At 50.6% G+C, this 25,111-nt stretch carries 18 protein-coding genes; 17 read left to right on the top strand and 1 reads right to left on the bottom strand.

Annotated features, from left to right (window positions below):
• The first annotated feature begins 122 nt into the window (after positions 1-122).
• The 12 genes from AC5E51_RS02775 (at position 123) to AC5E51_RS02720 (ending at position 11,315) form a co-directional block, all read left to right on the top strand.
• Positions 123-638 carry a hypothetical protein gene (locus AC5E51_RS02775; protein ID WP_491778073.1) on the top strand — a complete coding sequence of 172 codons (516 nt, stop codon included), beginning with the start codon at positions 123-125 and terminating at the stop codon, positions 636-638.
• 99 nt (positions 639-737) lie between these two features.
• Positions 738-1,736, top strand: a complete 999-nt coding sequence (gene pseB, locus AC5E51_RS02770; RefSeq protein WP_068443410.1) for a UDP-N-acetylglucosamine 4,6-dehydratase (inverting) — start codon at positions 738-740, stop codon at positions 1,734-1,736.
• Positions 1,737-1,738: 2 nt separating this feature from the next.
• Positions 1,739-2,896 carry a UDP-4-amino-4,6-dideoxy-N-acetyl-beta-L-altrosamine transaminase gene (pseC, locus tag AC5E51_RS02765; protein WP_491228060.1) on the top strand — a complete coding sequence of 386 codons (1,158 nt, stop codon included), beginning with the start codon at positions 1,739-1,741 and terminating at the stop codon, positions 2,894-2,896.
• Complete coding sequence (gene pseF / locus AC5E51_RS02760; RefSeq protein WP_491228059.1) at positions 2,893-3,582, top strand: pseudaminic acid cytidylyltransferase; 690 nt, start codon at positions 2,893-2,895, stop codon at positions 3,580-3,582. The genes pseC and pseF overlap by 4 nt, the downstream gene beginning before the upstream one ends.
• A gap of 3 nt (positions 3,583-3,585) precedes the next feature.
• Complete coding sequence (gene pseG / locus AC5E51_RS02755; protein WP_491778072.1) at positions 3,586-5,136, top strand: UDP-2,4-diacetamido-2,4,6-trideoxy-beta-L-altropyranose hydrolase; 1,551 nt, start codon at positions 3,586-3,588, stop codon at positions 5,134-5,136.
• Positions 5,126-5,860 carry a formyl transferase gene (locus AC5E51_RS02750; protein ID WP_491778071.1) on the top strand — a complete coding sequence of 245 codons (735 nt, stop codon included), beginning with the start codon at positions 5,126-5,128 and terminating at the stop codon, positions 5,858-5,860. The genes pseG and AC5E51_RS02750 overlap by 11 nt, the downstream gene beginning before the upstream one ends.
• On the top strand, positions 5,857-6,903 hold the full coding sequence (gene pseI, locus AC5E51_RS02745; protein ID WP_491778070.1) for a pseudaminic acid synthase: 1,047 nt from the start codon (positions 5,857-5,859) through the stop codon (positions 6,901-6,903). The genes AC5E51_RS02750 and pseI overlap by 4 nt, the downstream gene beginning before the upstream one ends.
• Positions 6,896-7,567, top strand: a complete 672-nt coding sequence (locus AC5E51_RS02740; RefSeq protein WP_491778069.1) for a PIG-L deacetylase family protein — start codon at positions 6,896-6,898, stop codon at positions 7,565-7,567. The genes pseI and AC5E51_RS02740 overlap by 8 nt, the downstream gene beginning before the upstream one ends.
• Positions 7,564-8,559, top strand: a complete 996-nt coding sequence (locus tag AC5E51_RS02735) for a Gfo/Idh/MocA family protein (protein ID WP_491778068.1) — start codon at positions 7,564-7,566, stop codon at positions 8,557-8,559. Before AC5E51_RS02740 ends, AC5E51_RS02735 begins: the two co-directional genes overlap by 4 nt.
• Positions 8,552-9,862: a DegT/DnrJ/EryC1/StrS family aminotransferase gene (locus AC5E51_RS02730; protein WP_297532807.1), complete on the top strand. Its 1,311-nt coding sequence runs from the start codon at positions 8,552-8,554 to the stop codon at positions 9,860-9,862. The genes AC5E51_RS02735 and AC5E51_RS02730 overlap by 8 nt, the downstream gene beginning before the upstream one ends.
• Positions 9,863-9,871: 9 nt before the next feature.
• Complete coding sequence (locus AC5E51_RS02725) at positions 9,872-10,408, top strand: GNAT family N-acetyltransferase (protein ID WP_068436787.1); 537 nt, start codon at positions 9,872-9,874, stop codon at positions 10,406-10,408.
• Positions 10,401-11,315, top strand: coding sequence for a hypothetical protein (locus AC5E51_RS02720; protein WP_491778067.1), 915 nt, complete (start codon positions 10,401-10,403; stop codon positions 11,313-11,315). Before AC5E51_RS02725 ends, AC5E51_RS02720 begins: the two co-directional genes overlap by 8 nt.
• Here the strand turns inward: AC5E51_RS02720 and AC5E51_RS02715 are convergent.
• Entirely contained in the window at positions 11,301-13,352 is a 2,052-nt protein-coding gene (locus tag AC5E51_RS02715; RefSeq protein WP_301391118.1) for a motility associated factor glycosyltransferase family protein, read from the bottom strand. The genes AC5E51_RS02720 and AC5E51_RS02715 overlap by 15 nt on opposite strands.
• Before the next feature lie 335 nt (positions 13,353-13,687).
• Here AC5E51_RS02715 and AC5E51_RS02710 point away from each other — a divergent pair, with 335 nt between their 5' ends.
• From AC5E51_RS02710 to lysS, 5 genes are all read left to right on the top strand, one after another.
• Positions 13,688-17,260: a flagellin N-terminal helical domain-containing protein gene (locus tag AC5E51_RS02710; RefSeq protein WP_301391120.1), complete on the top strand. Its 3,573-nt coding sequence runs from the start codon at positions 13,688-13,690 to the stop codon at positions 17,258-17,260.
• A 79-nt stretch (positions 17,261-17,339) separates the two neighbouring features.
• The gene (locus tag AC5E51_RS02705; RefSeq protein WP_297532815.1) at positions 17,340-17,723 is read left to right on the top strand and encodes a flagellar protein FlaG; all 384 of its coding nucleotides are present in this window, start codon (positions 17,340-17,342) and stop codon (positions 17,721-17,723) included.
• 95 nt (positions 17,724-17,818) lie between these two features.
• A complete protein-coding gene (gene fliD, locus AC5E51_RS02700; protein WP_491778066.1) occupies positions 17,819-21,775 on the top strand; it encodes a flagellar filament capping protein FliD in 3,957 nt (1,318 codons plus the stop codon).
• A 377-nt stretch (positions 21,776-22,152) separates the two neighbouring features.
• A protein-coding gene (gene prfB, locus AC5E51_RS02695; protein WP_139325782.1) for a peptide chain release factor 2 occupies positions 22,153-23,248 on the top strand; the annotation gives its coding sequence in 2 pieces (ribosomal slippage) (positions 22,153-22,224 and positions 22,226-23,248; 1,095 coding nt in all).
• Between the two features lie 174 nt (positions 23,249-23,422).
• Positions 23,423-24,940 carry a lysine--tRNA ligase gene (lysS, locus tag AC5E51_RS02690; protein WP_301378232.1) on the top strand — a complete coding sequence of 506 codons (1,518 nt, stop codon included), beginning with the start codon at positions 23,423-23,425 and terminating at the stop codon, positions 24,938-24,940.
• Positions 24,941-25,111: the final 171 nt, after the last annotated feature.

Here is a 25,111-nt window from a genome sequence, read left to right as displayed (position 1 = left end):
ACTCAGGTAGAAAGGGGGTAATTAGGATAAGGCCTGACTTTATAGTTATATCGGTGTTCTGCTCGTTAGCTGTGATATTTATTTATTTTACAGTTGTGAATGCCTTGATCGCACATGGACGAATGGCAGATGAGGTTTCCAGCTATAATTCATCGCTTCATTGGGCCACAACTCTTGCTCCGTGGAGCGCTGATGCTGCAATAGCTTATGCAGCGTATTTAAGAGGCTATGCTGTAACGGCTTCTATGCCTGAGAAAGCTAAGACATTATCGGTAATCCATGAGTTGATTGATTCTGCTATCGCAAAGAGACCTCTATGGCCGTATTACCAGCTCGCAAAGTATGACGCTGAGGTACTTTCTGGTGCTTCAGAAGTTGCCCTTCAAGCTCGCTTCGATGGTATTAGGTCTCTAGCTCCGAACGAAAGAGGTGTTGACCTCAGCCTGATTCAGACTTCGTTATATGTTTGGGATTCGCTTAAAGGATCTCAGCAAAACTGGATTGGAGTGCAGATGTTAGGCATGCAGCGTGAGAAACGTGATGATCTGTTGCTCCAGATCTCTAGCCTCAAAACCTACAACCCCCGTCTCTGTACTCAGCTACCCTGGAAGCTCGTAAAGCGCGCTTGCCAGGAATAATTCCTTCTTTTCCACCCTCTGTCTCTTTCGATGAACACTGACATGGCACACTGATTGCTGAATCTCATGGATATGAGTTGAAGCGTCAGGAGTTTGACTATGTTCGATGGGAAAAGCATTCTGGTCACGGGTGGCACTGGGTCATTTGGCCATGCTTTTGTTCCGATGACGCTAGAGAAGTACAACCCGCGCCGGATCATTGTGTTTTCTCGTGATGAGATGAAGCAATGGGAGATGGCGAAGCTTTTCGAGGGTGACCCCAGGGTTCGTTTCTTCATTGGCGATGTACGCGATAAAGACCGTTTGTATCGAGCCTTAGATGGCGTTGATTATGTGGTGCATGCGGCGGCGACTAAGATTGTTCCGATCGCTGAGTACAACCCGTTCGAGTGTGTAAAAACCAACATCAACGGCGCGATGAATGTGATTGATGCTTGTATTGATCACGGTATCGAAAGCTGTGTGGCGCTCTCTACAGATAAGGCCAGTTCTCCTGTTAACCTCTATGGTGCGACCAAGCTCGCTTCGGATAAGTTGTTTGTGTCGGGTAACGCGTATTCTGGCGAGCATGGCACCAACTTCTCGGTCGTGCGCTACGGCAATGTGATGGGCTCGCGTGGATCTGTGATTCCTTTCTTTCAGTCGATCAAAGAGTCTGGTGTGTTACCGATTACCGATGATCGAATGACTCGCTTTATGATCTCGCTTGAAGATGCTGTGAAGCTGGTCTGGCATGCTTTTGAGGACATGGTTGGCGGTGAAATCTACGTGAAGAAGATTCCGTCGATGAAGGTAACGGATCTTGCACGTGTTGTGGCCCCGGAAGCCGAACAGAAGGTTGTAGGTATCCGCCCGGGCGAAAAGCTGCATGAGCAGATGATTGGCAGTGAGGATTCGTTCCACACTTACGAATACGACGAACATTTTAAAATTCTTCCGAGTATCAACGGTTGGGACCATTGCCCTGAGCGTATAAAAGACGGCAAGCTGGTTGCTGAAGGCTTTACCTACTCGAGTGATAACAACACGGAGTGGATGACTGATGCCGAGCTTCAGCACTGGATAGAGCATAACCGGGATAGAATCGGGAAGATTTAACTATGATCCCATACGGGCGCCAGAACATTACGAGTGAGGATATCAAAGCGGTCACTGAAGCACTTCAGTCTGACTTTCTGACTCAGGGTCCGGCTGTCCCTGCCTTTGAATCCGCGGTTTGTGATGCCGTTGGTGCGGCGTTTGGTGTAGCTGTTAACAGTGCAACCTCTGCACTTCATATCGCTTGTCTGGCCTTAGGAGTCGGCAGGGGAAGTCGAGTCTGGACCAGCCCGGTAACCTTTGTTGCTTCTGCTAATTGTGCTCTTTACTGCGGCGCTGACGTTGATTTTGTCGACATCGATAGCCAGACCTATAACCTCAGTATCGAGGCTCTGACCGAAAAGCTCGTTGAGGCTGAGCAGACGGGTACTTTACCTGATGTGCTTATCCCCGTTCATTTAGCTGGCCAGTCGTGCGACATGAAGGCCATCGCTGACCTCGCAGAACGTTTTAATTTCAAAGTCATTGAAGACGCTTCTCATGCGATAGGGGCAGATTATGCCGGTTTGCCGGTAGGGAATTGCCGTTATTCTGATATTACTGTCTTCAGTTTTCATCCTGTAAAGATTATTACGACGGGTGAGGGCGGTATGGCAGTGACTCAGGATGAGCTTCTGGCGAATACCATGGCACGGTTGCGCTCGCACGGTATTACCCGTGATCCAGCTTTGATGACTCAAGAGCCCGATGGCGATTGGTATTACCAGCAGCAGGAGCTTGGTTTTAATTATCGCATGACGGATCTTCAGGCGGCCCTGGGCGTCAGTCAGATGCAGCGCCTGAGTCAGTTTATTGAGCAACGACGCACACTGGCTGAACGATACTTTTCGCTATTGAGTAGCCTGCCGGTGACGTTGCCGCACCAGGCCGAGTGGTCAGCGTCCGCCTGGCATTTGTACATACTGAGGATTAAACCTGACCTGATTGAGAAATCGCAGAAGCAGGTATTTAAAGAACTCCGTGAGTCGGGCATTGGCGTTAATCTGCACTATATTCCGGTGCATTTGCAGCCGTATTACGCTGCTCGTGGCTTTGCGATGGGGGACTTCCCGGCGGCAGAGAAGTATTACACAGAAGCGATCAGTATCCCGTTATTTCACGGAATGGCAGAAGAACAGCAGAACACGGTGGCTAACGTTTTGGAGGACGTTTTGATATGAGTCGGATCGCTGTGATACCCGCTCGCGGTGGCAGTAAGCGGATTCCACGAAAGAACATTAAGCATTTTGCGGGTAAACCGATGATCGCCTGGTCGATTGATGCAGCGATTCAATGTGGATTGTTCGACCGTATTATTGTTTCTACCGACGACGATGAAATTGCCGAAATAGCGCGTACACTCGGAGCTGAAGTCCCGTTTATGCGCCCCGCGTATCTGTCGGATGATCATACGGCCACGATTCCGGTCATTGCGCATGCAATTGATGCTCTTATTGACGAAGGCGAGGCCCCTGTTGATGTTTGTTGTATCTACGCAACCGCCCCCTTTATTTCAGCGGATGATTTAGAGGCTTCTTACAAACAGTTTAAGCGTACAGACAGCATGTATTGTTTTACCGCAACAGAGTTTGCGGCGCCGATCTTCCGCTCCTTTCAGGTAGAAGATGATCATTCTGTCGAGATGTTCTGGCCAGAAAACTTTGAAAAGCGCAGCCAGGATCTACCGGTGGCGTATCACGATGCAGGACAATTCTACTGGGGCCACGCCAAAGCCTGGATGGATGGCGATCTTATTTTTGCTCCGCATTCTCAGGCGTTCGTCATTCCTCGATGGCGGGTTCAGGATATTGATACTCCAGATGATTGGGCGAGAGCAGAACTGATGGCTCCGGCAATTCTGGGGTAAAGCATGAAAATTGCGTTTCGTTGCGATGCATCAGAGAGAGTAGGCACAGGGCATGTAATGCGCTGCCTGACGCTGGCGCGTGAAGCCATGATGCAGGGTCATGAGGTTTGCTTTTTTGTTTCTGATATCGATGCTGCTCTTGAGAAGCGAATCAATGCGACTGGTATCCGGATTATCAGGCTTCCCTCGTTGAAATATGGCTGTCAGCAATCATCGGTAGCAATCGAAGCTGAATACGAAACAAGTCAGCAGGAGACTGAGGCCCGGTGCTTTTTAAGTACAGTGGCGGGCTATCAGCATGACTGGATCGTCGTCGATCATTACGGCTACGGTGAGCCATGGATCTCTGCAGTTAAACGCGCGGGCTATTGTGTGCTTTTAATCGAAGACTGGCCGCACCGGAAAGTCAGTGCTGACTTACTTCTCGACCCTCGTCCTGGATCGATTGCTGGGGATTATAGAGGCTATATCGAACCGGAGAGAGTGCTCTCCGGTTCTGATTTTAACCTGATTCGTGAAGAGTTTTTCCATGAATCCTGTCAGCCTGCTGGAAATGTGCAGCGTGTTTTACTTAACCTGGGTGGATATGACTATCGTGGTATAAGTGCTGATATTCTTGATGCATTGGCCAGAGAAGACTTCGTTAATAAGCTAAGTTTCACCGTGCTTTTGAGTCAGTCATCTCCTGCATTCTCTCATATTCAGTCTCGTAGTCAGAGCAGCGAATATCCATTTTCGGTGAATTTAATTGATCATTGCGACGATATGGCAGGCCTGTATCGCACTCATCATATTTGTATCGGTGCATCTGGAGGCTCGCTGTGGGAACGGGTCGCAATGAGATTGCCTACTGCATTGGTGATTGTTGCTGAAAACCAGAAACCTCAGGCCAGTTATGCTGAAGATAATGGCCCGGTAAAAGTCGTAGCAGACTACTCTGGCACAGCTGGCAGTTTTGATACCTCCGCGTTCAGAAGTCTTGTTGAGTCTGATGGGGTGCGTCAGAGTATGCAGGATAGCTCAGCCAACCTCATTGAGAAGAGTGGCAGTCGGTGTGTTATCCAAGCCGTTGAAAACACAAAGCCGGAAGGCCTGACTCTGCGCTCCGCGATAGTGAGTGACATGCGGGATTTCTATCGTTGGCAAAAGCAACCCGGAGCACGTCGCTTTTTCCGTACGCCACAACTTCCGCGCTGGTCGCAACACAGGCGATGGTATCAAGGTGTTATGTCTGACGCTTCGATCAGCCTGTATATCGTTCTTTTCAAAGGAGAGAAGGCGGGTTACGTGCGAGTGGATGGCGCTGTAACTAGTTCTGAAAGTAGTTCTGTAGGTAGCTCTTTAGATAGCTCTTTAGGTAGTTCAGAAGTATCTATCCTTATCAGCCGGAACTTTCGCGGGCGGAAGCTTGCTGTTAACGCATTGAAAGCGCTTGTAAGCCGTTATCCCGAAACACGTTTTTGCGCCGATGTTGCTCCAGGTAATTTTGCCTCGCGGAAAGTATTCAAACGAGCGGGCTTTCAGAAAACAGGAGGACGTCGCTATGAGTACTGATGTTGCGTCTGCATATATTATTGCGAGCAATAAAGAGTGGCATCGAACCTCGTTTGAAGCTTTGAAGGAAGAGTACGAGGGTGACTGGTACTGGGTATCGACGCCTGATGAATTGCTCGAAGCTGTCAGGGAGATCGAGTCTCCGCGTTATATTTTTTTCTTACACTGGAGCCATCATGTGCCCGAAAGCGTATGGGCGCAGCATGAGTGCGTGTGCTTCCATATGACGGACCTGCCCTACGGGCGAGGTGGCAGCCCATTGCAGAATTTGATTCTTCGCGGTCATCAGGAAACGGTGCTTACTGCGTTCCGAATGGTCGAGGCTATGGATGCCGGGCCTGTTTATGCGAAACGGGGCTTATCCCTGAGTGGCACGGCAGAACAGATCTATCGAAGAGCCGGGGAGTTATCGACAGACATCATTCAGTCAATGATTGCTGAACAACCTGAACCTGTAGATCAGACGGGTGAAGTCGTTGTGTTTAAACGTCGTACACCGGAGGAGAGTGAAATTCCGGACGGTGCTTCTCCTGAGATACTTTATGATTTTATACGGATGCTGGATGCCGATGGTTACCCTCATGCATTCAGCCGTTCTGGTCAGTACATTCTGCGCTATACGGATGCCGAATTACATGAGGGTGAACTGAAAGCGAGCGTTGTTATTTCTTTAACAGGTTCAGAAAGATCAACATCCGAAGTAAAACAGAGAGAGAAGCCATGACGTTTTCTATTTCAGGCCGAAAGATAGGCGCCTCTTTCAAGCCGTATATTATTGCTGAGGTATCTGCCAATCATAACGGCGATCTTGCCAAAGCGTTGCAGACCATTGATGCGGCCGCTGACGCAGGGGCCAGCGCAGTCAAAATTCAGACTTACACTGCAGACACCATGACCATCGACTGCGATTTACCTGATTTTCAGATCCATGGTGGTTTGTGGGATGGCTACAAGCTTTACGACCTCTATAAGTGGGCCGAAACGCCGTATGAATGGCATAAGGCCATGTTTGACCATGCAAAAGCGCGCGGTATTACTTTATTTTCAACGCCTTTTGATGAGTCGGCTGTTGAGCTTCTGGAGTCATTAGGTGCCCCCGCCTACAAAGTCGCGTCGTTTGAGTTGACTGATATCCCATTAATTCGCTGTATTGCAGCCACCGGCAAACCTATGATTATGTCGACGGGAATGGCGAGCCTGGAAGAAGTGAAAGAGGCGGTAGATGCTGCGCGCGCTTCTGGTTGCAAGGATCTGGTGTTGTTGCACTGCATCAGTAGTTACCCAGCACCGATGGAGCAAGCGAACATTCGTCAGATGGCCAGCCTTGAGAAAGAATTTGGCGTTACCGTTGGGTTGTCTGATCATACGTTAGGAACCGTCGCTTCCGTGGCTGCTGTTTCCTTAGGTGCGTGTGTGATCGAGAAACACTTTACCCTAAGCCGGGAAGACAAAGGCCCAGATAGTGAGTTCTCTATTGAGCCGCAAGAGTTGAAGCAGTTGGTCGAGGATGCAAATAACGCCTGGGCTGCATTGGGTAGTGAGGCTTATACCCGACAAAAAGCTGAAGAGCCGAACCGCCGATTCCGCCGGTCTTTGTACTTTGTTAAAGATCTGCCCGCGGGCCATATTGTCAGAGAGAACGATATCCGTCGTATTCGTCCGGGGTTCGGTCTGGCGCCTAAATATTACGACGATGTCATCGGCCGCAAACTAAGTGATTCAGTAAGCCGGGGTACACCTGTGCAGTGGGAGGCGTTTGATGAGTGAGGTTGTATTGGTTGTTGCTGCCCATCCCGATGATGAAGTTCTTGGGTGTGGTGGCACTATTGCGAGGCATGTTGCTGCGGGTGATCAGGTTCATGTTTTGTTTATGGCAGATGGTGAAGCCTCTCGTGAAGAGGCTGATATTACGCAACGCCGTTTGGCCGCAAACAATTGCGCCGATGCGCTCGGAATATCAGAACGGATCTTTTTAGACTGGCCCGACAACATGCTGGATTCAGTGCCATTACTGGATATCGTACAGAGCCTTGAGCCACATATCAGTCGCTTAAACCCTTCAATTGTTTATACCCACTTTTCGGGCGATTTGAATATTGATCATCGCGTGACGGCTCAGGCGGTCATGACTGCATGCCGCCCTCAGCCGGGCTCTTTGCCTGCGTTAAAACGCATTCTTTCTTTCGAGGTGCTTTCCAGTACCGAATGGTCGATGAATGAAACGTTTGTACCGAATTATTGGATAGATATAACTGCCACCATTGAGGAAAAAATGTTGGCACTCGCACCGTATGATTCAGAGATGCGTGAGTACCCACATACCCGTTCATACCAGAATGTGCGTCAGTTAGCTGGACTTCGGGGAGCATCGGCTGGTGTGGAGTATGCGGAAGCCTTTATGTTGTTGCGGGCGGTAGAGAAGTCCGAATGACGAAGCCGCTGTCTGTCCTTATTGTTGGATGTGGACGAATCGCAGGCGGGTTCGATGAAAAGCGCTCGAGCGAAGAGCACGCGCTGTCGCATGCGGGCGCTTACAGTAAGCGATCCGAAGTTGTACTCGCGGCTTGCGTTGATCCTGATATTGAGATCGCAGAGAGATTTGCAGAGCGTTGGTCAGTCAGTGAAGCATACTCGGGATGTGAAGAAATACCCGCTGAGCGCGAATTCGATATTGTCAGTATCTGTACTCCAACCGCTGTTCATAAGAGCTCAGTGGAGAGTATTTTTCGCTTCAGACCGAAAGTAATATTTCTTGAGAAACCTGTATCGTCTTCTGCAGATACGAGTCAGGCGTTACTGGATAAATGCAGGCAGCAGAATATCGCCTTGATTGTTAATTACAGCCGCCGTTGGGATTCAGTGCTGGCTGAGCTTAAAAATGGTCTGGAAACCAAGAGTGCAGGATGGCCGGGTTCGCTTAAAGCGGTTACCGCGGTGTATAACAAGGGCATACGCAATAACGGCTCTCACCTTCTGGACTTGTTGGCGGGTATGGTCGGCGTGCTGAGCCCAGAGTGGGCTGCGGTTCGCCCTGGCAACGTACGTAAGGATGATCCTGATATCGATATGGTCCTGATGTCTGATCGTGGAATACGCTGTTCTCTGAATAGTACGGACTCGGATGATTTCGCTCAGTTTGAGCTGACGTTTCTGACTGATAAAGGCGAATTCCGTATGCTTGATGGTGGACTTCGCTGGAGCGAACGCAGGGTTGAAGAAAGCCCGGAGTTTGCCGGCTATAAGCGTTTGGGTAAAGAAATCGCATGCTCCGGTGGATATCTTCCAGTGATGGAAAAAGCCATATCTGAAGTGATAGATCTCGCACTGCTCAGTCAGTCTGGCTCTTTTGATTATCGGGCTGCGGAGCAGGCGGTAGAAACGGAACGTTTGATAGAACAGATTCTGGAACGAGTAGATGACTAATACAAACGAATTACTGGATGCCATGCGTTCAGAAACCCTTGCTCTTGAAGGTGGCGCGCCTGTTATTACGCATGAGTTTCCGCGTTATAACAGCCTTGGCAAAGAAGAGCAGGATGCTGTGCAGAAGGTTATGGAAAGTGGTGTTCTGTCTCAGTTTCTGGGTTGCTGGCACGACGATTTTTATGGCGGCAGCAAGGTACAGGCGTTCGAGGCACAGTGCGCTGACTACTTTGGTGTTAAGCACGCTATTACGGTCAACTCCTGGACCTCAGGTCTGATCGCTGCGGTGGGTGCTCTTGATATCGAACCGGGTGATGAAATTATCGTAACGCCATGGACTATGTGTGCCAGTGCGACGGCCATCCTACATTGGAATGCCATCCCGGTGTTTGCAGATATCGATCCGCAAACATTTAATCTTGATCCAGAATCGGTGCGCAGAAATATTTCGGAAAAAACCCGGGCTATCATGGCCGTCGATATTTTCGGCCAGTCGGCCGATATGGATGCGCTACGAGCCATTGCTGATGAGTTTAATCTGAAAATTATCTCCGATACCGCGCAGGCACCCGCCGCGAAGTACAAAGGCAAATGGGCGGGCACCCTGGGGGATATTGGTGGTTATAGCCTGAATTACCACAAACATATTCATACCGGTGAGGGCGGCGTGGTTGTTACCAACGATGATGCACTCGCTGAACGTGTCCGCTTGATACGCAATCATGCAGAGGCCGTGTTGCCTGACCGCGAGGCCATGCCGATTAATAACATGCTCGGTTATAACTTCCGCTTGGGTGAGATTGAGTGTGCGATTGGTATTGAGCAATTGAAGAAGCTCAATGGGCTGGTTGAGTCTCGCCGCGCTCTGGCCGAACGGTTGGCAGAAGGCATTCGTGACCTCGCTGGTTTATCTGTCCCTTATGTCGCCGATGGAAATACCCATGTGTATTACGTCTTTCCACTTCTGGTCGATCCGGATATCACGGGTGTCAGTAAATTTGAGATTGCTGAGGCATTGAAGGCAGAAGGGGTGATTCTGGCGACTCAGTATCAGAACCTGCATCTTTTGCCTATGTATCAGCAGAAAACTGCTTACGGCAGCAGCGGGTTCCCGTGGAGTGCTGATTTCACCCGGCAGGATATATCCTACGAGAAGGGGATATGCCCGGTCGCAGAGGATATGAATGACCGTACGTATCTGGGGTTCGGTATGTGCACTTATGATCTGACCGAATCGGATGTTGATCTGATTATCCAGGCATTCCATAAAGTGTGGGCTCACAAAGTCGAGATGAGTCGGTAAGGCGTAACCATGTTCAGTAATGATTTCAAATCCATACTGCCGATTGAAAAGGATGACTTAAGAGTCTGTCTTTTTACTCTGGATGATATTTCAGAGCGGTATATTGGTTGGTTGAACAATAAGGAACTGGTCAGGTTCAGTAATCAGAGATTTATGAATCATGATGAAGCCAGTTGTCGTGAGTTCTTTGATTCTGTAAGCCGGAGTAACTCAGTATTTCTTGCTGTGAAGCATAATGTTCACGGCCATATCGGCACGATGACGGTTCATTTCAATCAACGTCATGGCACGGCTGATATGGGAATCCTGATTGGTGAAACGTCGGTTCCCGGTGCTGGTTCTACGGCCTGGTTGATGGTGATGGATAAGGTACTTTCGTTGTCTGGGGTGCGTAAGATAACCGCTGGTACCCTGAGTTGTAATAAGGCGATGCTAGGGGTTATTCGTAAGAGTGATATGGTCCCGGATGGTATTCGAGTACAGCAAGAATTAGTCGAGGGCGTTGCTTTCGATATGCTTCATTTTGCCCGATTCTCTTATGACTGATTTTCCTACGGGGCGTTGTGGCATCGTCGCTCACGATGCAGGTGCGGCGAACCAGATCCTGCATTGGATTACGGCGGGCGATTTTTCTGATGTTGATATCACGCTGTCATTACATGGTCCTGCCCAAACTATTGCAGAACGCCTTGGACTACTGAGTCTTTTCGATAGTATCGATGATGTCGAAACCCTGATTCAGAAGGCGGATTGGGTTATTTGTGGTACAGGCTGGGCAACGCAGATTGAGAAGAGCGCGATGTGTCTCGCTCGACAATATGCAGTCCCTGTATTCGCTGTACTGGATCACTGGGTGAATTATCGCCCGAGATTGAATTATCAGGCTGACGATACAGCTGATGTTGATGAACTATGGGTTGTAGATGAGGAAGCACGTTCCTTAGCTGCTACGGAGTTTCCGGGTACCTGTATACGCGCTATGCCCGGAAGGTATCTTGAGAGTCAGATCGCCGATATTGGTTTGCCCTCAACGCCTGAACAGGTTCTGTTTTTGATGGAGCCCGTGCGAGAGCAATGGGGCGATATGCATACGGGTCAGTCTGCTTCTCTTAAGCCGGGTGAATTTTCAGCCTTCGAGTTTTTTCTTACCGCTCTTAAAAAGACTGATGCTAACGTCGGCGACATTGTGATTCGCCCTCATCCTTCTGACCCACCTGGTAAGTACGACGCTCTTACTGAGTGTGTAGATTTCAGAGTTTCTGTAAAAACGGAAGAGTCATTATCGCATGCGATCTCAGAGGCGACCTATGTTGTCGGATTAAACAGTTACGCGATGGTGGTGGCGTTAGCCGCAGGACGCAAGGTCTACTGTGCCTTGCCACCGAATGCACCTGCATGTGTGTTACCACATGCAGGTATTATTGACCTTCGAAACGAATCATTCAGCGTATAGATGCTCGTTAGAAACGATATCGTTGCGAACCCAAGGGTCTTCAGAGTCAGGGTATTGCTTTGACGTAATACTGTCGTAATGGGCGGGAAGATCTTGAAGAAATTTCCCGAAGTTATTTTTCCATTCTGTAATGAATTTATCGCGACTGGCCTTATTCTCTATCGACAGTGAGTGGGCACAGCCGATATTAAGGTAGTGCCAGATTGACCCGCGTATAAAGTAAGCAGTCAGGCCATATTTCGGAAAGACCTGTTGTAGAAGATTGAGGTTAATCGTGTGGCACACACGGAATACGTCTTCAGGTTCAGTAGATTTCAGAGAGTTTAAACACACGCTGAATGATCGGCTGATTTCTGTCAGGAAAGCACCGAGCTCGTCGATTTTCTTACGCATCTGTTTTTGAGTGAAGGGCGTTCCTTTCAAAGACTTAAGAAAGTCAGTAGAGGCGATTTCTTCACGTGTAGCGAAGAAGTCATCGACAGCATCCGGTGTCAGATATTCTGTGTTGGCGATCTTTGCACCTTCGGAGCAGGCATAGCTCTGTGTGTGCTGGTGGATCGTGCGGTGCTTTGTGAGCTGCTCAATACTCATTCTCGAGGTGTTGTACATCGGAAAGGTGTACATAGGATCGCCATGAACGGATTCGGTTTCGACCAGCTTCTCCAGGTTGCGCTTCACCCCTTCTTTGATGGAGTCACTCATTTTATCGCTGAAGTAGATGCTGTTTTTCGAGTGATGCTGATTCTTCTCCGGGAAGCCGAAGTCCATGCCGTACAGGAAGACGCTCTTAAGTTTAAGGTGGGTTGCTACGGCCACGCCGGTATTGGTACAGGTCGGTGTCGCTCTGTGTACGATTTCATCTTCGGTTCCAAACATACTGGCTAGCGCCGTTGAGTCTTTAAGGAAGTAGTAACCATGTTTGAACAGGTTGAACACCTGAGGAGGCAGCTGTAGGGCGCCGACCAGCAAGGTATTCTCAAAGAACTCCGGCTGATCGATTTTCGAAAGATGATCGTACGTTAGCATGTGAGACTCAATTTCGACGTGAATATCGGGCATGAGTCCAGCAGCAATAATGCTGTGCACCGATGTTCCGCACGAGATCAGTAACACTTTATCGCGATGGCGTTTGATTTCTTCTACCCGCATATCAAACGAAGGTCCGCCGCCGACAATCACCGCGGGCATGTCGGTATCGATCTGGTTGTAAGACATGGGTGGTACGCCTGCACCGATATTATGCAGGGCATTATTAAACTGATTTATTTCGTCGTCGTAGTAACCCCACTGATTCAGGAAGAAGTGCATATCCCCCTGTATACGCTTGACGATAGGATTATAGGGCTCACTGCTGATGTGATTATAAAACAGAGCACACAGCGGGAAGCTCGGGCCGTAGTTAATCAGGAGGTTCCAGAGGGCGGGGGAGGACACTTCTGGTGGAGCAACTCCGCCACTAGAGACAAGTATATCGATTTTGTTGCCTTTTCTTTCAAACTCTCTGAAGAGGCTTTCCCAGTCTGTGACATAGAGGCTGGCGAAGAAGTACTCAGGATCTGGCTCGAAAATGACGACGTTGAGAATTCTGTTCTCCCGGATCATCTTTTCGATATGAATTCCCAGCCCGCAGCCAAAGAATACGATCATGGGGTAGAAATCAGGAATGGTATAGTTCTGAGTCAGGTCTGCGTCGTCCGGAATCTGATCCGTAAGGGCGTGCATACGTTTGGAGAAAAACCGGTGGAACCCTATTGCTCCGGGCCTTGGCGGCAATATGGTGGCGATCGAGCTTCCTGGTCCGAAGTTTTCCTTGTACGCAGCCACCTCGTTATCGGCAAACGCATGTGCATCACCTTGATACAGACTTTGCTTGTTGTGCCAAAGATCGACCTTACCTGTATCGCCATCGATATTCAGCGTCAGTCGACTGAAGCTTTCCTGCAACGCAGTCTGATATAGAGCAGGGTGCTTCTTTTTAAAATACGCCAGATTTTTGTCTTTCAGCGCCATAGCACCGGCGGCTCGTGGGTGTGTCATGCCATTTCTCCTTATTGAATAGAGAAAGTAGCAGAGATCATGCCACTTGAAGGGGGGGGCAGGCATGTAAGAAAAGCATTGGAAAACATTTCGTAACAATCTTTTTTAATGCCAGGTTTGGTGAGTGTCAAAAATAATTTTCTTTGTATATCAGTGGGTTACTGAGGCTGTTGTGAGGGTGTCAAAAGTGCGTCGCAGATGCCAGTCACTTTGTTGAAAAAAACTTCTAAAGAACTCTACAGGGGCGCCGTTAAACCCTATGACAAAGTCAGGCGGAGCCGAAAAGCGTCGAAGGTGATGCCGGTTCCAATAGAAGTAGGTACAGGAGAAACACCATGCCTCAAGTTATTAATACCAACATTGCCTCGCTGAACGCTCAGCGTAACCTGGACAAATCCCAGTCGGCGAACCAGCAGGCCTTGCAGCGCCTGTCTTCTGGTCTCCGTATCAACAGCGCTAAAGATGACGCTGCTGGTCTGGCGATTTCTACCCGTTTTACCTCTCAGATCAAAGGTCTGGATGTAGCCGTACGTAACGCCGGTGACGGTATTGCTCTGGCACAGACTGCTGAAGGTGCACTGGGTTCTATTAACGAATCTCTGCAGCGTATTCGTGAGCTGGCGGTTCAGTCTGCTAACGCCACGAACTCTGACGTTGACCGTGAAGCTCTTCAGGCTGAGGTTGATCAGCTGGTTTCTGAGATTTCACGTACTGCAGAAGAAACTGACTTCAACGGCCGTAAGCTGCTTGATGGTTCTTTCTCTGCAACTTTCCAGGTCGGTGCGAATGCCGGTCAGACGGTTGATATCTCTATCGGTGAGCTGACCGCTGACAAACTGGGTTCTTCTTCTCAGTCAGGTCTTTCAGCGCGTGGTACTGACTTCGCTCTGGAAAACGGTGACCTGGTGCTCAACGGTGTTGCAATCGCCGCTTCTCGTGCAGAGGACGATACTTCTTCTGTTTCTAACAATGCCGCTTCTGCGATTTCTAAAGCAGCAGCGATTAACCGTTACAGCGACGAAACTGGCGTTACCGCTCAGGTAAATGAAAACGTGGCTGGTGGTAGTGAGATGAGCGGCACCGCGGGTTCCGGTACTTTCACTCTGAACGGTGTAGACATTTCTTTCTCTACTACGACCGATACGGCTCAGTCCCGTGCAGCGATCACTCAGGCGATCAATGCAGTTTCTGAACAGACTGGTGTACGTGCGGTGGACACTGAGAACGGTTCGACGGGTGTAAACCTTGTCGCTGAAGACGGCCGTAACATCACTCTGACCTTCGATACCACTGAACTGAATGGCCTCGACCAGGATACCTTTGCTGCGGCAACCGGTCTTGCTGGCGGTGCGACAGTGCAGTCTGGTACTACGTACAGCAACACTTATGAAGGCGGTTACACTCTGATTGCTGACGGCGATCAGAAAACCATTGAAGTATCGGGTGGTAACGGCACTGGTCGTGGCGACCTTTCAAATGCGGGTCTGACTGCGGGTACCTACGACCGCGCTGAAGCAGTATCTGTGTCTTCTAAAGTGGCTGACGATACTAAAGCTTCTACCGTTGGCGGGGGTTCGCTGGCGAACACTCTGCAGCGTGCTGACTCGGGCGGTACCTTTATTTCTCAGGCTGGTGGTAGTGTTACCACGTCTGTTACCACGGGTGGTACAAGCGGACAGATCACAGATAGCGGCGCCTCTGTAACCATCGTTCAGGGAACAACCGCAGTGACCTACTCGAATGCCGGTGACCAAGCCATCGCTGCATACGCAGATGCTGCTGAAACTGTGGCAACCACCGCGGGTATCGATGTTAACTTCTACGAGCAGGGCACCATGACGCTTTCCGGTCTGGATGCGGGTGACTCGTTCGACATTGGCGGCGTGACCGTGAATGTTTCTGGAACGTCTGCGATCCTTCGCGCTGAAAGCGTGGTAGATCAGCTGAATGCCGGTAACTTCAATGCTGCTCTGGGTACTTCAGGCTTCCTGAATGCTGAGCTGGACGGTACTGGCGGTGACGTGACCTTCACCTTCCGTAATGAGACAGCGACTCAGTTGAGTGCTGACAGAACAACTGCTGGTTCAGTCAGCATCAATGGTACTGCCATTTCTACCACGGCAAATGGAACCGTTCTGAATGGTGAGCTGGCCTTTGCATCAACGTCTGCAACCGGTGAAGCGGTTGACGTGACTTTGACTGACGCAGGTTCTGAACTGCTGGCTGCTCCGGGTACAGTGACAGACAGCTCTTCGGCGGGCGATGTTCTGACAACGACGTCTGAAACTAACCTTTCAGTGAGTGTTGGCGGTGTTGATGTATCACCTTCTGCCCCTCTGCAGGCAGGTTCTACGGTTGCTGAGCTGGCAAGCGCCATCGACGGTGTGAGTGGTGTGAGCGCCTACGAAGAAATCAACCTGACCATTACAGACTCGGCTCTTGAGTCTGGTGAGCAACTGCGTTTCTCGGCGGGCGGTGTCAATATCGATGTGACGGCTACCCCAGACAGCGCTGGTAACTTCACGCTGCAAGGTCTGGCTGATGACATTAACGGTACAGACTTCTCTACAGCCAATATGGATGTATCAGCAACTTACGACGCAGACAGCGGCGAAGTATCACTGACCATCCGTAACTACAGCGCTGACACGGTTAGCCTGGAAACTGAGAACGCCAGTGGCCAGACTATTACAGTCGCTGAAGGCGGTACTACAGATATCGGCGAAAACGCTCTGAACCTGTCGGGTGAACTGAAGTTCTACTCTGACGATGGTCAGGATGTGAATGTCACTCTGTCTGATCCAACTACGGGTGGCGAGCTGTTCAGTGGTACAAGTGCTTCGGAAGACTACACAGGTGTTAACGGCCTGGAAGACGGTGACCTGCTGATCAACGGCGTTACCATCGGTGGTGCGGATGTGAATGCGGATACTGCTTCTGCAACCGTATCGTCAGATGGTTCTAAGATCCTGTCTTCTGAGAAGTCTCAGTCAGCGATCGCGATTGCAGCAGCAATCAACAAAGTATCTGACGAGACCGGCGTATCTGCTGAAGTTAACGCGACCGAAGTGGTTGGTGGCGACGGCACTAACGTTGACCTGACTCAGTTCGAAGAGGGTGATCAGGCTGGTATCTACATCAATGGTGTAGAAGTCGGTACGGTAACCCTGCAGACTGATGGTGGCGGTAACCTGGACTCTGACCGTGCACGTGCTGACGCACTGAACCTGATTAACCAGAACTCTGGTAAAACAGGTGTGGTAGCAGAAGACAACGGTGTGTCTCTGACGCTGACTGCAGCGGATGGTCGTAACGTCTCTATCGCAATCGACGATAAGTCTGGCTCAAGCGCCTCGATCGGTGCAGTGCTGGGTCTGGATGCTGGTGTCGACGGTATCGGTGAAGCAACCTTCGGTGAGGGCTCTGTAGCAGGCGGTGGTACTTCTGCTGAAGCTGCGGCTTACGAGACCACTTACGGTTCGATCTCACTGTCTTCTGCGAAAGAGTTCACTCTGGAAGGTGGTGCGAACGGTAACTCTGAGCTGGATGCAATCGGTCTGGCGACAGGTACCTACGGCGGCGGTGAAGATGGTCAGTTCCTGGCTGATATCGACATCTCTACCTTCGAAGGCGCTCAGGAAGCTATCACCGCGATCGACAATGCGATCGGTCAGGTGGCGAGCCAGCGAGCCGACCTTGGTGCGATTCAGAACCGTCTCGAATCCACAGTGAGCAACCTGCAGGTGACCTCTGAGAACCTGAATGCTGCGAACTCACGGATTCAGGATGCCGACTTTGCGGCCGAAACCGCCGAGCTGTCACGTACTCAGGTACTGCAGCAGGCTGGTATCTCGGTACTGGCTCAGGCCAACGCCGCAGGTCAGCAGGTACTGTCTCTGCTGGGATAAGGTAAAGGGTAAGATGGGCTGGTTGACCAGCCCACTTTTACTGACTCAGATACTGATTCAGATACCATAGAGGTGAATTATGAACGAGCTGAGAAATAACATGATGGATAAGTCCGCTGCGGCGTCCACTGTCAGCGTCACCCAGGGTCAGTCTGCTAAGGTCAACGTCAGTGCTGATATCAGCGCTACCAGCGGCAACGGTTTGCCGCAGGCTACCGAAGCCCGGGCAGAAGTGAGTTCAGAAAAAGTTCGCGATGCAGTGTCACGTATTAACGAATACGTACAGCAAACTGAACGGACTCTGGACTTTAAACTGGATGAAAACAGCGGTAAGACGGTTATCAGCGTCTATGATAAAGCTTCTGCGGAACTGATTCGTCAGATCCCCAGTGAGCTGGCCCTGGAGCTGGCGCAGAAATTGAATGATGAAGAGCCATCTTTATTGTTCAGTGCGCAAGTGTAACGGTTAAGTAAACCGCTCTAAAAAGAGACCCGCACTGGCCGATAAGGTAAGTGTGGGTTTTTTTTATGGCTGCAAATCAGCAGTGAGAGGATTGTATGGCATCGATAGAATCGTTAGGTCTGGGCTCAGGTGTACTGACTACCGACCTCGTCGAGCAGATCATTGGCGCTGAGAGGGAAGTCAGTGAACTTCGTCTTGATCGTCGTCAGGAACTGATTGAGGCCAAGATCACTGCCTATGGCGAAATCAAATCTCTGATGTCGACCATGCAGTCGTCTGTTAACAACCTCGCATCACCGAGTGCGGCAGGTGCGACACTCGCTACTTCCAGCAACGAAGATATTCTGACCGTTACTACCTCAACGACTGCTGATCCAGGTAACTACAGTGTCGAGGTTCTCAACACGGCAAAGTCTCACTCGTTGGCAACGGGTACGTTCAACAGTTTTGACGAAATCGTTGGCACAGGTGAGCTGACGTTCAGCTTTGGTACCAATAATTATGATGCCGTCACTGGCGACATTACTGGCCAGGACGTGAATACCGATCGGCCGACCCGTACCATCACGATTGACGAATCTAATCGCACCCTGAGCGGTATTCGTGATGCGATCAATAACGCTGATATGGGCGTCTCAGCCTCAATCATTAACGATGGCAGTGGTTACCGTCTGCTGATGACGAGCGACGATACGGGTTCCAGCAACGCCATGCGGATTGAAGCACGCGACGAGGGCGGTAACCTACTGACCAATGGCCTGGCGTCGATGGCGTTTAACGAACTTCAGGCCGGGCCGGATAACCTGGAGCAGACCAGCCGAGGCGAAAACGCGCAGCTCAGTGTGAATGGTCTGACGATCACCCGTGAGAGCAATAGTGTCGACGAAGTAATTAAGGGCGTCACCATCAACCTGAAGAGTGCTGATGTCGGCACTCAGGTGAGCATTGGTGTGTCTCCTGATACCGAGACTCTGAGTGAGAATATTCAGGGCTTTGTTGATGCCTATAACAACCTGAAGCAGTTTGTTGATGACCTGTCGTCGTACGATACCGATAGCCAGCAGGCAGGTTTATTATTGGGTGATTCGACTATCCGCACGATGCAGAGTCAGGTTCGCTCGTTGATCTCCCAGCCGATTGCAGGGCTGAACGGTGAGTATCGTTCACTGACCGAGCTGGGTGTGAATACTGACCGGAATAACGGTTATCTGCTGGAATACGATCCTTCGGTATTCCGTAAGGCGATTAACGAAGAGCGCTCGTCCATTGTTGGGATTCTGGCAAAGTCGGGCGTCACCAGCGATAGCCAGATTACTTACGTTAACGACTCTATTAACACTAAGTCGGGGACGTATGGCGTTGAGATTACGCAACTGGCGACGCAGGCAAAATACACGTCGGCGTCTCTCGGGCTGCTGGATTTTGCGTCTCCTGTGACGGTCGACAGCAGCAATGACAGTTTCACTATCAATGTGAATGGTAAGGACGCGACCGTCAATCTGACCCACGGTGATTACACCTCGGGCGATGATCTGGCGGCAGAGCTGGCGTTGCAGATCAACAGTAACGACACCCTGGTTCAGTTTGGTCACTCGGTATCGGTGGATTTCAATACCAGCAGTAATAACTTTTCTATCACGTCGAATAAGTATGGGGCTGATTCTCAGGTTTATATTAAGTCGGTGAGTGGCAATACTGCTAACACCCTTGGCTTCAGTGCGCTGGGTAGCGGTACTTACGAAGGTGGAGAACTGACGACCTTAAATGCGGCGGCGTTTGCAGGGCGGGGCGCGACGACCGACGCGGGAAGCCGCTTTCTCAATCCCGAAACCGGTATTAACTTTCAGGCAAATAATGCGACTTTCAGCCTTGATGTGGATGGCTCCGGCCCGATCGCTGTCACCGTCGATCAGAATGCTCAGGGACAGGACCTGAATGGTGACGGCACCTTCGGTGATCGCAATGATACTTTGCAGGCGATTCAGACGGCGATTGATTCGACTGCTCTCAATGGTCAGGTGCTGGCCACGTTCGATAACAATGGTTATCTGAAGTTCGAAACGACATCGGTCGGTGCGGCAAGCTCAATTGAAATTGCGTCTGTTGGCGCATCGGTTACTGATACTCAGCTCGGCCTTGATGCGACGCAGGGCGCTCAGACCAATGGTAAAGATCCCGGCCTTGATTTCCAGGCTGCGGTTAATTTTAAAGTGCAGGTGGATGGCATCGATTCTGATGGCTTTGTTTCTATTCCCGCGGGGACGTATCTGACCGGTGCTGACCTGGCGACGGAAATACAGAACCAGTTGGGCGCCACTTTAAGCACAGATCCTAATTTTGCTGGCGTTGTACGCGGCGGCGAGACAGCGACCGGTTCGCGTGACATCAGTGCCAATATCGACTTCAGCACAACAAACGCTGGGTTCCGCCTGAATGTGTCGGGCGTAGAGCAGGACATTCTTGTTAATACCGATTCCGGTGACAATGTTGCTGACGTGCAAGCAGCGCTTGATGCTGCCTATGGTGCAGGCGTAGTGACTGCATCCCTGGACGGCACCGGTCTGAAACTCAGCACAGTAGCGACCGGGCATGAGGAGTTTATCGAAGTCGTCAGTGACGGCCGTGGTGCTCAGACATCGGCTTTTGGTGATATTTCTACTGGCTTCGATTTCTCGGCACCAGGCCAGAACGCCAGCTTTACGCTTACCGTCGGTGGAACCGCCATTAACGTGGATGTTACGGGTGACGGCACATCTGGTAGCAACGATAGCCAGTCCAATCTGGTCGCTATCCAGAGTGCGCTGGATGAAGCCTTGATCGCTACAGGTGAATACCAGGCAGGTGATGTTACTGCTGCGGTGGATGGTTCTGGTCAGCTGTACTTTGAGACGAATTCGAAAGAGGGCGTAAAAACGTCAGCCACGTTCGGCTCTGCGGCAAGCATTGAGGTGAGCAACCTCGGCGGTACGGCAGCGACGTCACTGGGATTATCTGCCGAGACCAGCACCAATGGTTTCGACGGTTTTGGTATGAGCAGCGGTCGTGAGTTCGGTTATGACCTTGATCCGGTTGTCAGCTACAACTACGACCCTGACAGCGACCTTGGCTCATTCAATATTCAGATTGGTGGTGAAGGTACTCGTGTTGGATTCACTGAGCTTGATGCCGATGCTATTGCTTTTCTTGGTTTGCAGGATGTCAGTCTGTACAGTCAGGAAATTCCGAAAGGCCAGAACGTCGCTGGCAAGATTAACGGCGTAGAAGCTTCCGGTAATGGACAGTTCCTGCGCGCGGTTGATGGCAACGTTAAGGCTTCGCCTGGTTTCTATATTGGCAACGAGTCGGCAGGCTTTGATACGCCCGTGGTTCTCGATGCAGACAACAGCAGCTTTACGATCGAAGTCGATGGTGTTGAGGCAGAGATTCAACTGAATTTTCCAGCCACTTATATCAGCGGTTCAGCGTTGGCATCGGCAATGCAGACGGCGATCAATGACAACGCCACGCTGAAAGCAGAGGGCGTTTCTGTGAAGGTTGAATACACAGATGACACATCCTCTTTTGCCTTTAATAAATTCGGTATCATCTCCAACCGTACCGGTGCCGATTCGTCGGTGGAAATCAAAGACCTGCCGAATGACGCAGCAGACTTGTTCGGTTTTGTTCGTGGTGTAGGTGATGGTGAGCGCGGTAAGGATGCCAACGGTGAGATTGATGACGCATCTGGGATCCGTTTGAAGGTCACCGGGGGAGATATCGGATACCGGGGAGATGTTACTTACATTACCGGCTTTGGTGATCAGCTCAAAGATATCCTGCTGAACTTTCTTGATAACAGCAGCGGTACGATTACGAATAAATTGTCGGCGCTTGATCAGGACATTACCACGGTTGAAGAAGATCGCGCGGATCTTGAGGCCCGTATGGATGCTCAGGAAGCGCGTCTGAAGGCCAAATTCCTGTATAACGACTCTTTGATTCAGACGCTGAACACAACGTTGGACTATGTGAAACAGCAGTTTGATGCGCTCAATGGCAATAACAAGGATTAATTCTTCGCGAATAGCCTCCGGCTGATTCGCTCCCACCCAGAGTCAAAGTGTTTGTGGGAGCTATTCAGTCAGCTTGCCTGACTAATAGCGAAGAGGATGATCGCGAATAGCCTTCGGCTGATTCGCTCCCACAATGTGTGGTCGGGGATAAGATCCCCTTCTACATCTGACTCTGATGTATCACTTATCCCTGTGGGAGCTATTCAGTCAGCTTGCCTGACTAATAGCGAAGAGGATGATCGCGCATAGCCTCCGGCTGATTCACTCTCACAAGGAACCACTGTGTGGTTCTATGCCACACAGGATGAAACCCCGCTGTCTTTCCTGTAAAATGCCGCGTCATTTTCATACGTTAGACAGCGACAGGGGTACCCACCTTGGAAATCAATCCAATCGTCGAACAGATTAAAGACCTTCAGGCACGCACCGACGTGCTTAGGGGGTATCTTTGACTACGCCAACAAGGTTGAGCGTCTCGAAGAAGTAGAACACGAACTGGCTCAGGGCGATGTCTGGGATGACCCGGACCGCGCGCAGGAGCTGGGTCGCGAGCGGTCTTCTCTGGAAGCCGTTGTTAAGACCATTGATACCCTGGATAGCGGTCTCGGCGATGCCAAAGATCTGCTTGATATGGCGGTCGAAGAAGACGATGAAGATGCCGTCGACGAAGTGAAAAGCGAACTGGATGGCCTTCAGTCAGAGTTGGAAGTTCTGGAGTTCCGTCGTATGTTCTCGGGCGAGATGGACGAGAACAACTGCTACGTCGAAATTCAGGCAGGTTCAGGTGGTACAGAAGCTCAGGACTGGGCCAACATGCTGTTGCGTATGTACCTGCGCTGGATCGAAGCGCATGGCTTCAAAGGCGAGCTGATGGAAGTCTCCGAAGGTGAAGTTGCAGGTATCAAAGGCGCGACGATTCACGTTCAGGGCGAATACGCTTATGGTTGGCTGCGTACAGAAACCGGTGTACACCGTCTGGTACGTAAGAGCCCGTTTGACTCGGGTAACCGCCGTCATACCTCGTTTTCGTCTGTGTTCGTATCGCCAGAAGTTGATGACAATATTGAAATCGATATTAACCCGGCTGATCTCCGTATCGACGTATACCGTGCCTCAGGTGCGGGTGGTCAGCACGTAAACCGGACAGAGTCCGCGGTACGTATTACGCACTTGCCGACCAATACCGTGACTCAGTGTCAGAATGATCGCTCTCAGCACAAGAACAAAGATCAGGCAATGAAGCAGATGAAAGCCAAGCTCTATGAGCTGGAGCTGCAGAAGCGCAGTGCTGAATCTCAGGCGCTGGAAGACAGCAAAGCGGATATCGGCTGGGGCAGCCAGATCCGTTCGTACGTGCTGGATGACGCGCGTATTAAAGATCTGCGCACCGGCGTTGAAACGCGTAATACGCAGGCTGTTCTGGATGGAGATCTGGACCAGTTTATTGAAGCGAGCCTGAAATCCGGGCTCTGACCTTTTTCGCGCATAGCCAGGCGAGCTGGCTGAAGCGCTCCTACGGTAAAAGAATCCTGTAGGAGCGCAACGCGAAGCTTGCGCGATGTATTTCAGAATTTGTAGGAGGGGAGCATCTCCCCGATACGACACCAAACAGAATTTAACATTGATCCCTAGAATACCGGGTGCCAAATGACAGATCAGAATCAAACCGTTCAGGACGAAAATAAGCTCATCGCCGAGCGTCGTGCCAAACTCGAAACGCTGCGTGAAAACAGCAAATCTAATGGCCACCCGAACGACTTCCGTCGGGAACATCTGGCGGCTGATCTGAAAGCTGAACACGGTGAAAAAAGCAAAGAGCAGCTTGCTGAAGAAGGTCACCGTGTAGCGGTAGCTGGTCGTGTTATGCGCCGTGGCGGTCCGTTCATCGGTATTCAGGATGTCACGGGGTCCCTGCAGGTTTACATGGCGAAGCCGCTGCAGAAAGAAAGCACCGCGTGGCAGTCACTGGATATCGGTGACATTGTTGCGGCAACCGGCACACTGAGCCTGTCTGGTAAAGGCGAGCTGTACGTTGATGTGGGTGATCTGAGCAACTTCCAGATTCTGACTAAGTCACTGCGCCCACTGCCGGATAAATTCCACGGCCTTGCGGATCAGGAACTGAAATATCGCCAGCGTTATGTTGATCTGATCATCAACGAAGAAACGCGTAATAATTTCCTGATGCGTTCAAAAATCATCGAAGGCATTCGCTTCTATCTGTCGCAGCGCGGCTTTATGGAAGTCGAAACGCCAATGCTGCAAACCATTCCGGGCGGTGCAACGGCGAAGCCATTTGAAACCCACCACAACGCGCTGGATATCGACATGTTCCTGCGTATTGCGCCTGAGCTGTATCTGAAGCGCCTGGTCGTCGGTGGTTTTGAGCGTGTGTTCGAAATTAACCGTAACTTCCGTAATGAAGGTCTGAGTACTCGCCATAACCCAGAATTCACCATGATTGAGTTCTATCAGGCCTACGCCGATTACCGAGACATGATGGACCTGACCGAAGGTATGCTGCGTTTTGTTGCTGAAAACGTCGTTGGTAGCACCACCATTAAATACGGTGAGTCGGAATACGATTTTGCACAGCCATTCCAGCGTATGACTATGGTCGATGCAATCCTGAAGTACAACCCGGATATGGATGCCAATGTACTGAATAATCCGGAAGAAAATATCGACACGCTGAAAGAGTACGCGAAAAAAGTCGGTATTCCTCAGTCTGAGAAACAATCTGCGTGGGGCCCGGGTAAGTACATCTGCGAAATCTTTGAAGAAACCGCTGAAGAAAAACTCGATCAGCCGACCTTTATTACCGAATATCCATGGGAAGTGTCGCCGCTGGCACGCCGAAACGACGACAATCCATTTGTGACTGATCGTTTCGAATTCTTCGTCGGTGGCCGTGAGCTGGCAAATGGCTTCTCAGAGCTTAACGACGCCGAAGATCAGGCTGCTCGTTTCCGTAAGCAGGTTGAAGAAAAAGACGCCGGTGACGACGAAGCAATGCACTACGATGCAGATTATGTTCGTGCGCTGGAGTACGGTATGCCACCAACTGCGGGTGAGGGTATCGGTATTGATCGTCTGGTAATGCTGTTTACCGATTCCCACACTATTAAAGATGTGATTCTTTTCCCGCATATGAAGCCACTCTGAGGCTAGCTGTGTTGTCCTGACTTGACTGTGTTGTAGGAGGGGATCTTACCCCCGATCACACATTGTGGGAGCGAATCAGCCGGAGGCTATTCGCGATTAGTCATCTGGAAGAATCCCTGTCGCTATTAGTCAGGCAAGCTGACTGAATAGCTCCCACAGGTATGAGCGATA

The sequence above is a fragment of the Thalassolituus sp. genome (genome assembly GCF_984348125.1).
The sequence above is the reverse complement of the archived record's forward strand: the minus strand, read 5'-3'. Positions and strand labels throughout refer to the sequence as shown.

Bases quoted from the DNA above. Each gene is read 5' to 3' on its own strand.
- AC5E51_RS02775 (WP_491778073.1), top strand. From the start codon at position 123: ATGGCAGATGAGGTTTCCAGCTATAATTCATCGCTTCATTGGGCCACA.
- pseB (WP_068443410.1), top strand. From the start codon at position 738: ATGTTCGATGGGAAAAGCATTCTGGTCACGGGTGGCACTGGGTCATTT.
- pseC (WP_491228060.1), top strand. From the start codon at position 1,739: ATGATCCCATACGGGCGCCAGAACATTACGAGTGAGGATATCAAAGCG.
- pseF (WP_491228059.1), top strand. From the start codon at position 2,893: ATGAGTCGGATCGCTGTGATACCCGCTCGCGGTGGCAGTAAGCGGATT.
- pseG (WP_491778072.1), top strand. From the start codon at position 3,586: ATGAAAATTGCGTTTCGTTGCGATGCATCAGAGAGAGTAGGCACAGGG.
- AC5E51_RS02750 (WP_491778071.1), top strand. From the start codon at position 5,126: ATGAGTACTGATGTTGCGTCTGCATATATTATTGCGAGCAATAAAGAG.
- pseI (WP_491778070.1), top strand. From the start codon at position 5,857: ATGACGTTTTCTATTTCAGGCCGAAAGATAGGCGCCTCTTTCAAGCCG.
- AC5E51_RS02740 (WP_491778069.1), top strand. From the start codon at position 6,896: ATGAGTGAGGTTGTATTGGTTGTTGCTGCCCATCCCGATGATGAAGTT.
- AC5E51_RS02735 (WP_491778068.1), top strand. From the start codon at position 7,564: ATGACGAAGCCGCTGTCTGTCCTTATTGTTGGATGTGGACGAATCGCA.
- AC5E51_RS02730 (WP_297532807.1), top strand. From the start codon at position 8,552: ATGACTAATACAAACGAATTACTGGATGCCATGCGTTCAGAAACCCTT.
- AC5E51_RS02725 (WP_068436787.1), top strand. From the start codon at position 9,872: ATGTTCAGTAATGATTTCAAATCCATACTGCCGATTGAAAAGGATGAC.
- AC5E51_RS02720 (WP_491778067.1), top strand. From the start codon at position 10,401: ATGACTGATTTTCCTACGGGGCGTTGTGGCATCGTCGCTCACGATGCA.
- AC5E51_RS02715 (WP_301391118.1), bottom strand. From the start codon at position 13,352: ATGACACACCCACGAGCCGCCGGTGCTATGGCGCTGAAAGACAAAAAT.
- AC5E51_RS02710 (WP_301391120.1), top strand. From the start codon at position 13,688: ATGCCTCAAGTTATTAATACCAACATTGCCTCGCTGAACGCTCAGCGT.
- AC5E51_RS02705 (WP_297532815.1), top strand. From the start codon at position 17,340: ATGAACGAGCTGAGAAATAACATGATGGATAAGTCCGCTGCGGCGTCC.
- fliD (WP_491778066.1), top strand. From the start codon at position 17,819: ATGGCATCGATAGAATCGTTAGGTCTGGGCTCAGGTGTACTGACTACC.
- lysS (WP_301378232.1), top strand. From the start codon at position 23,423: ATGACAGATCAGAATCAAACCGTTCAGGACGAAAATAAGCTCATCGCC.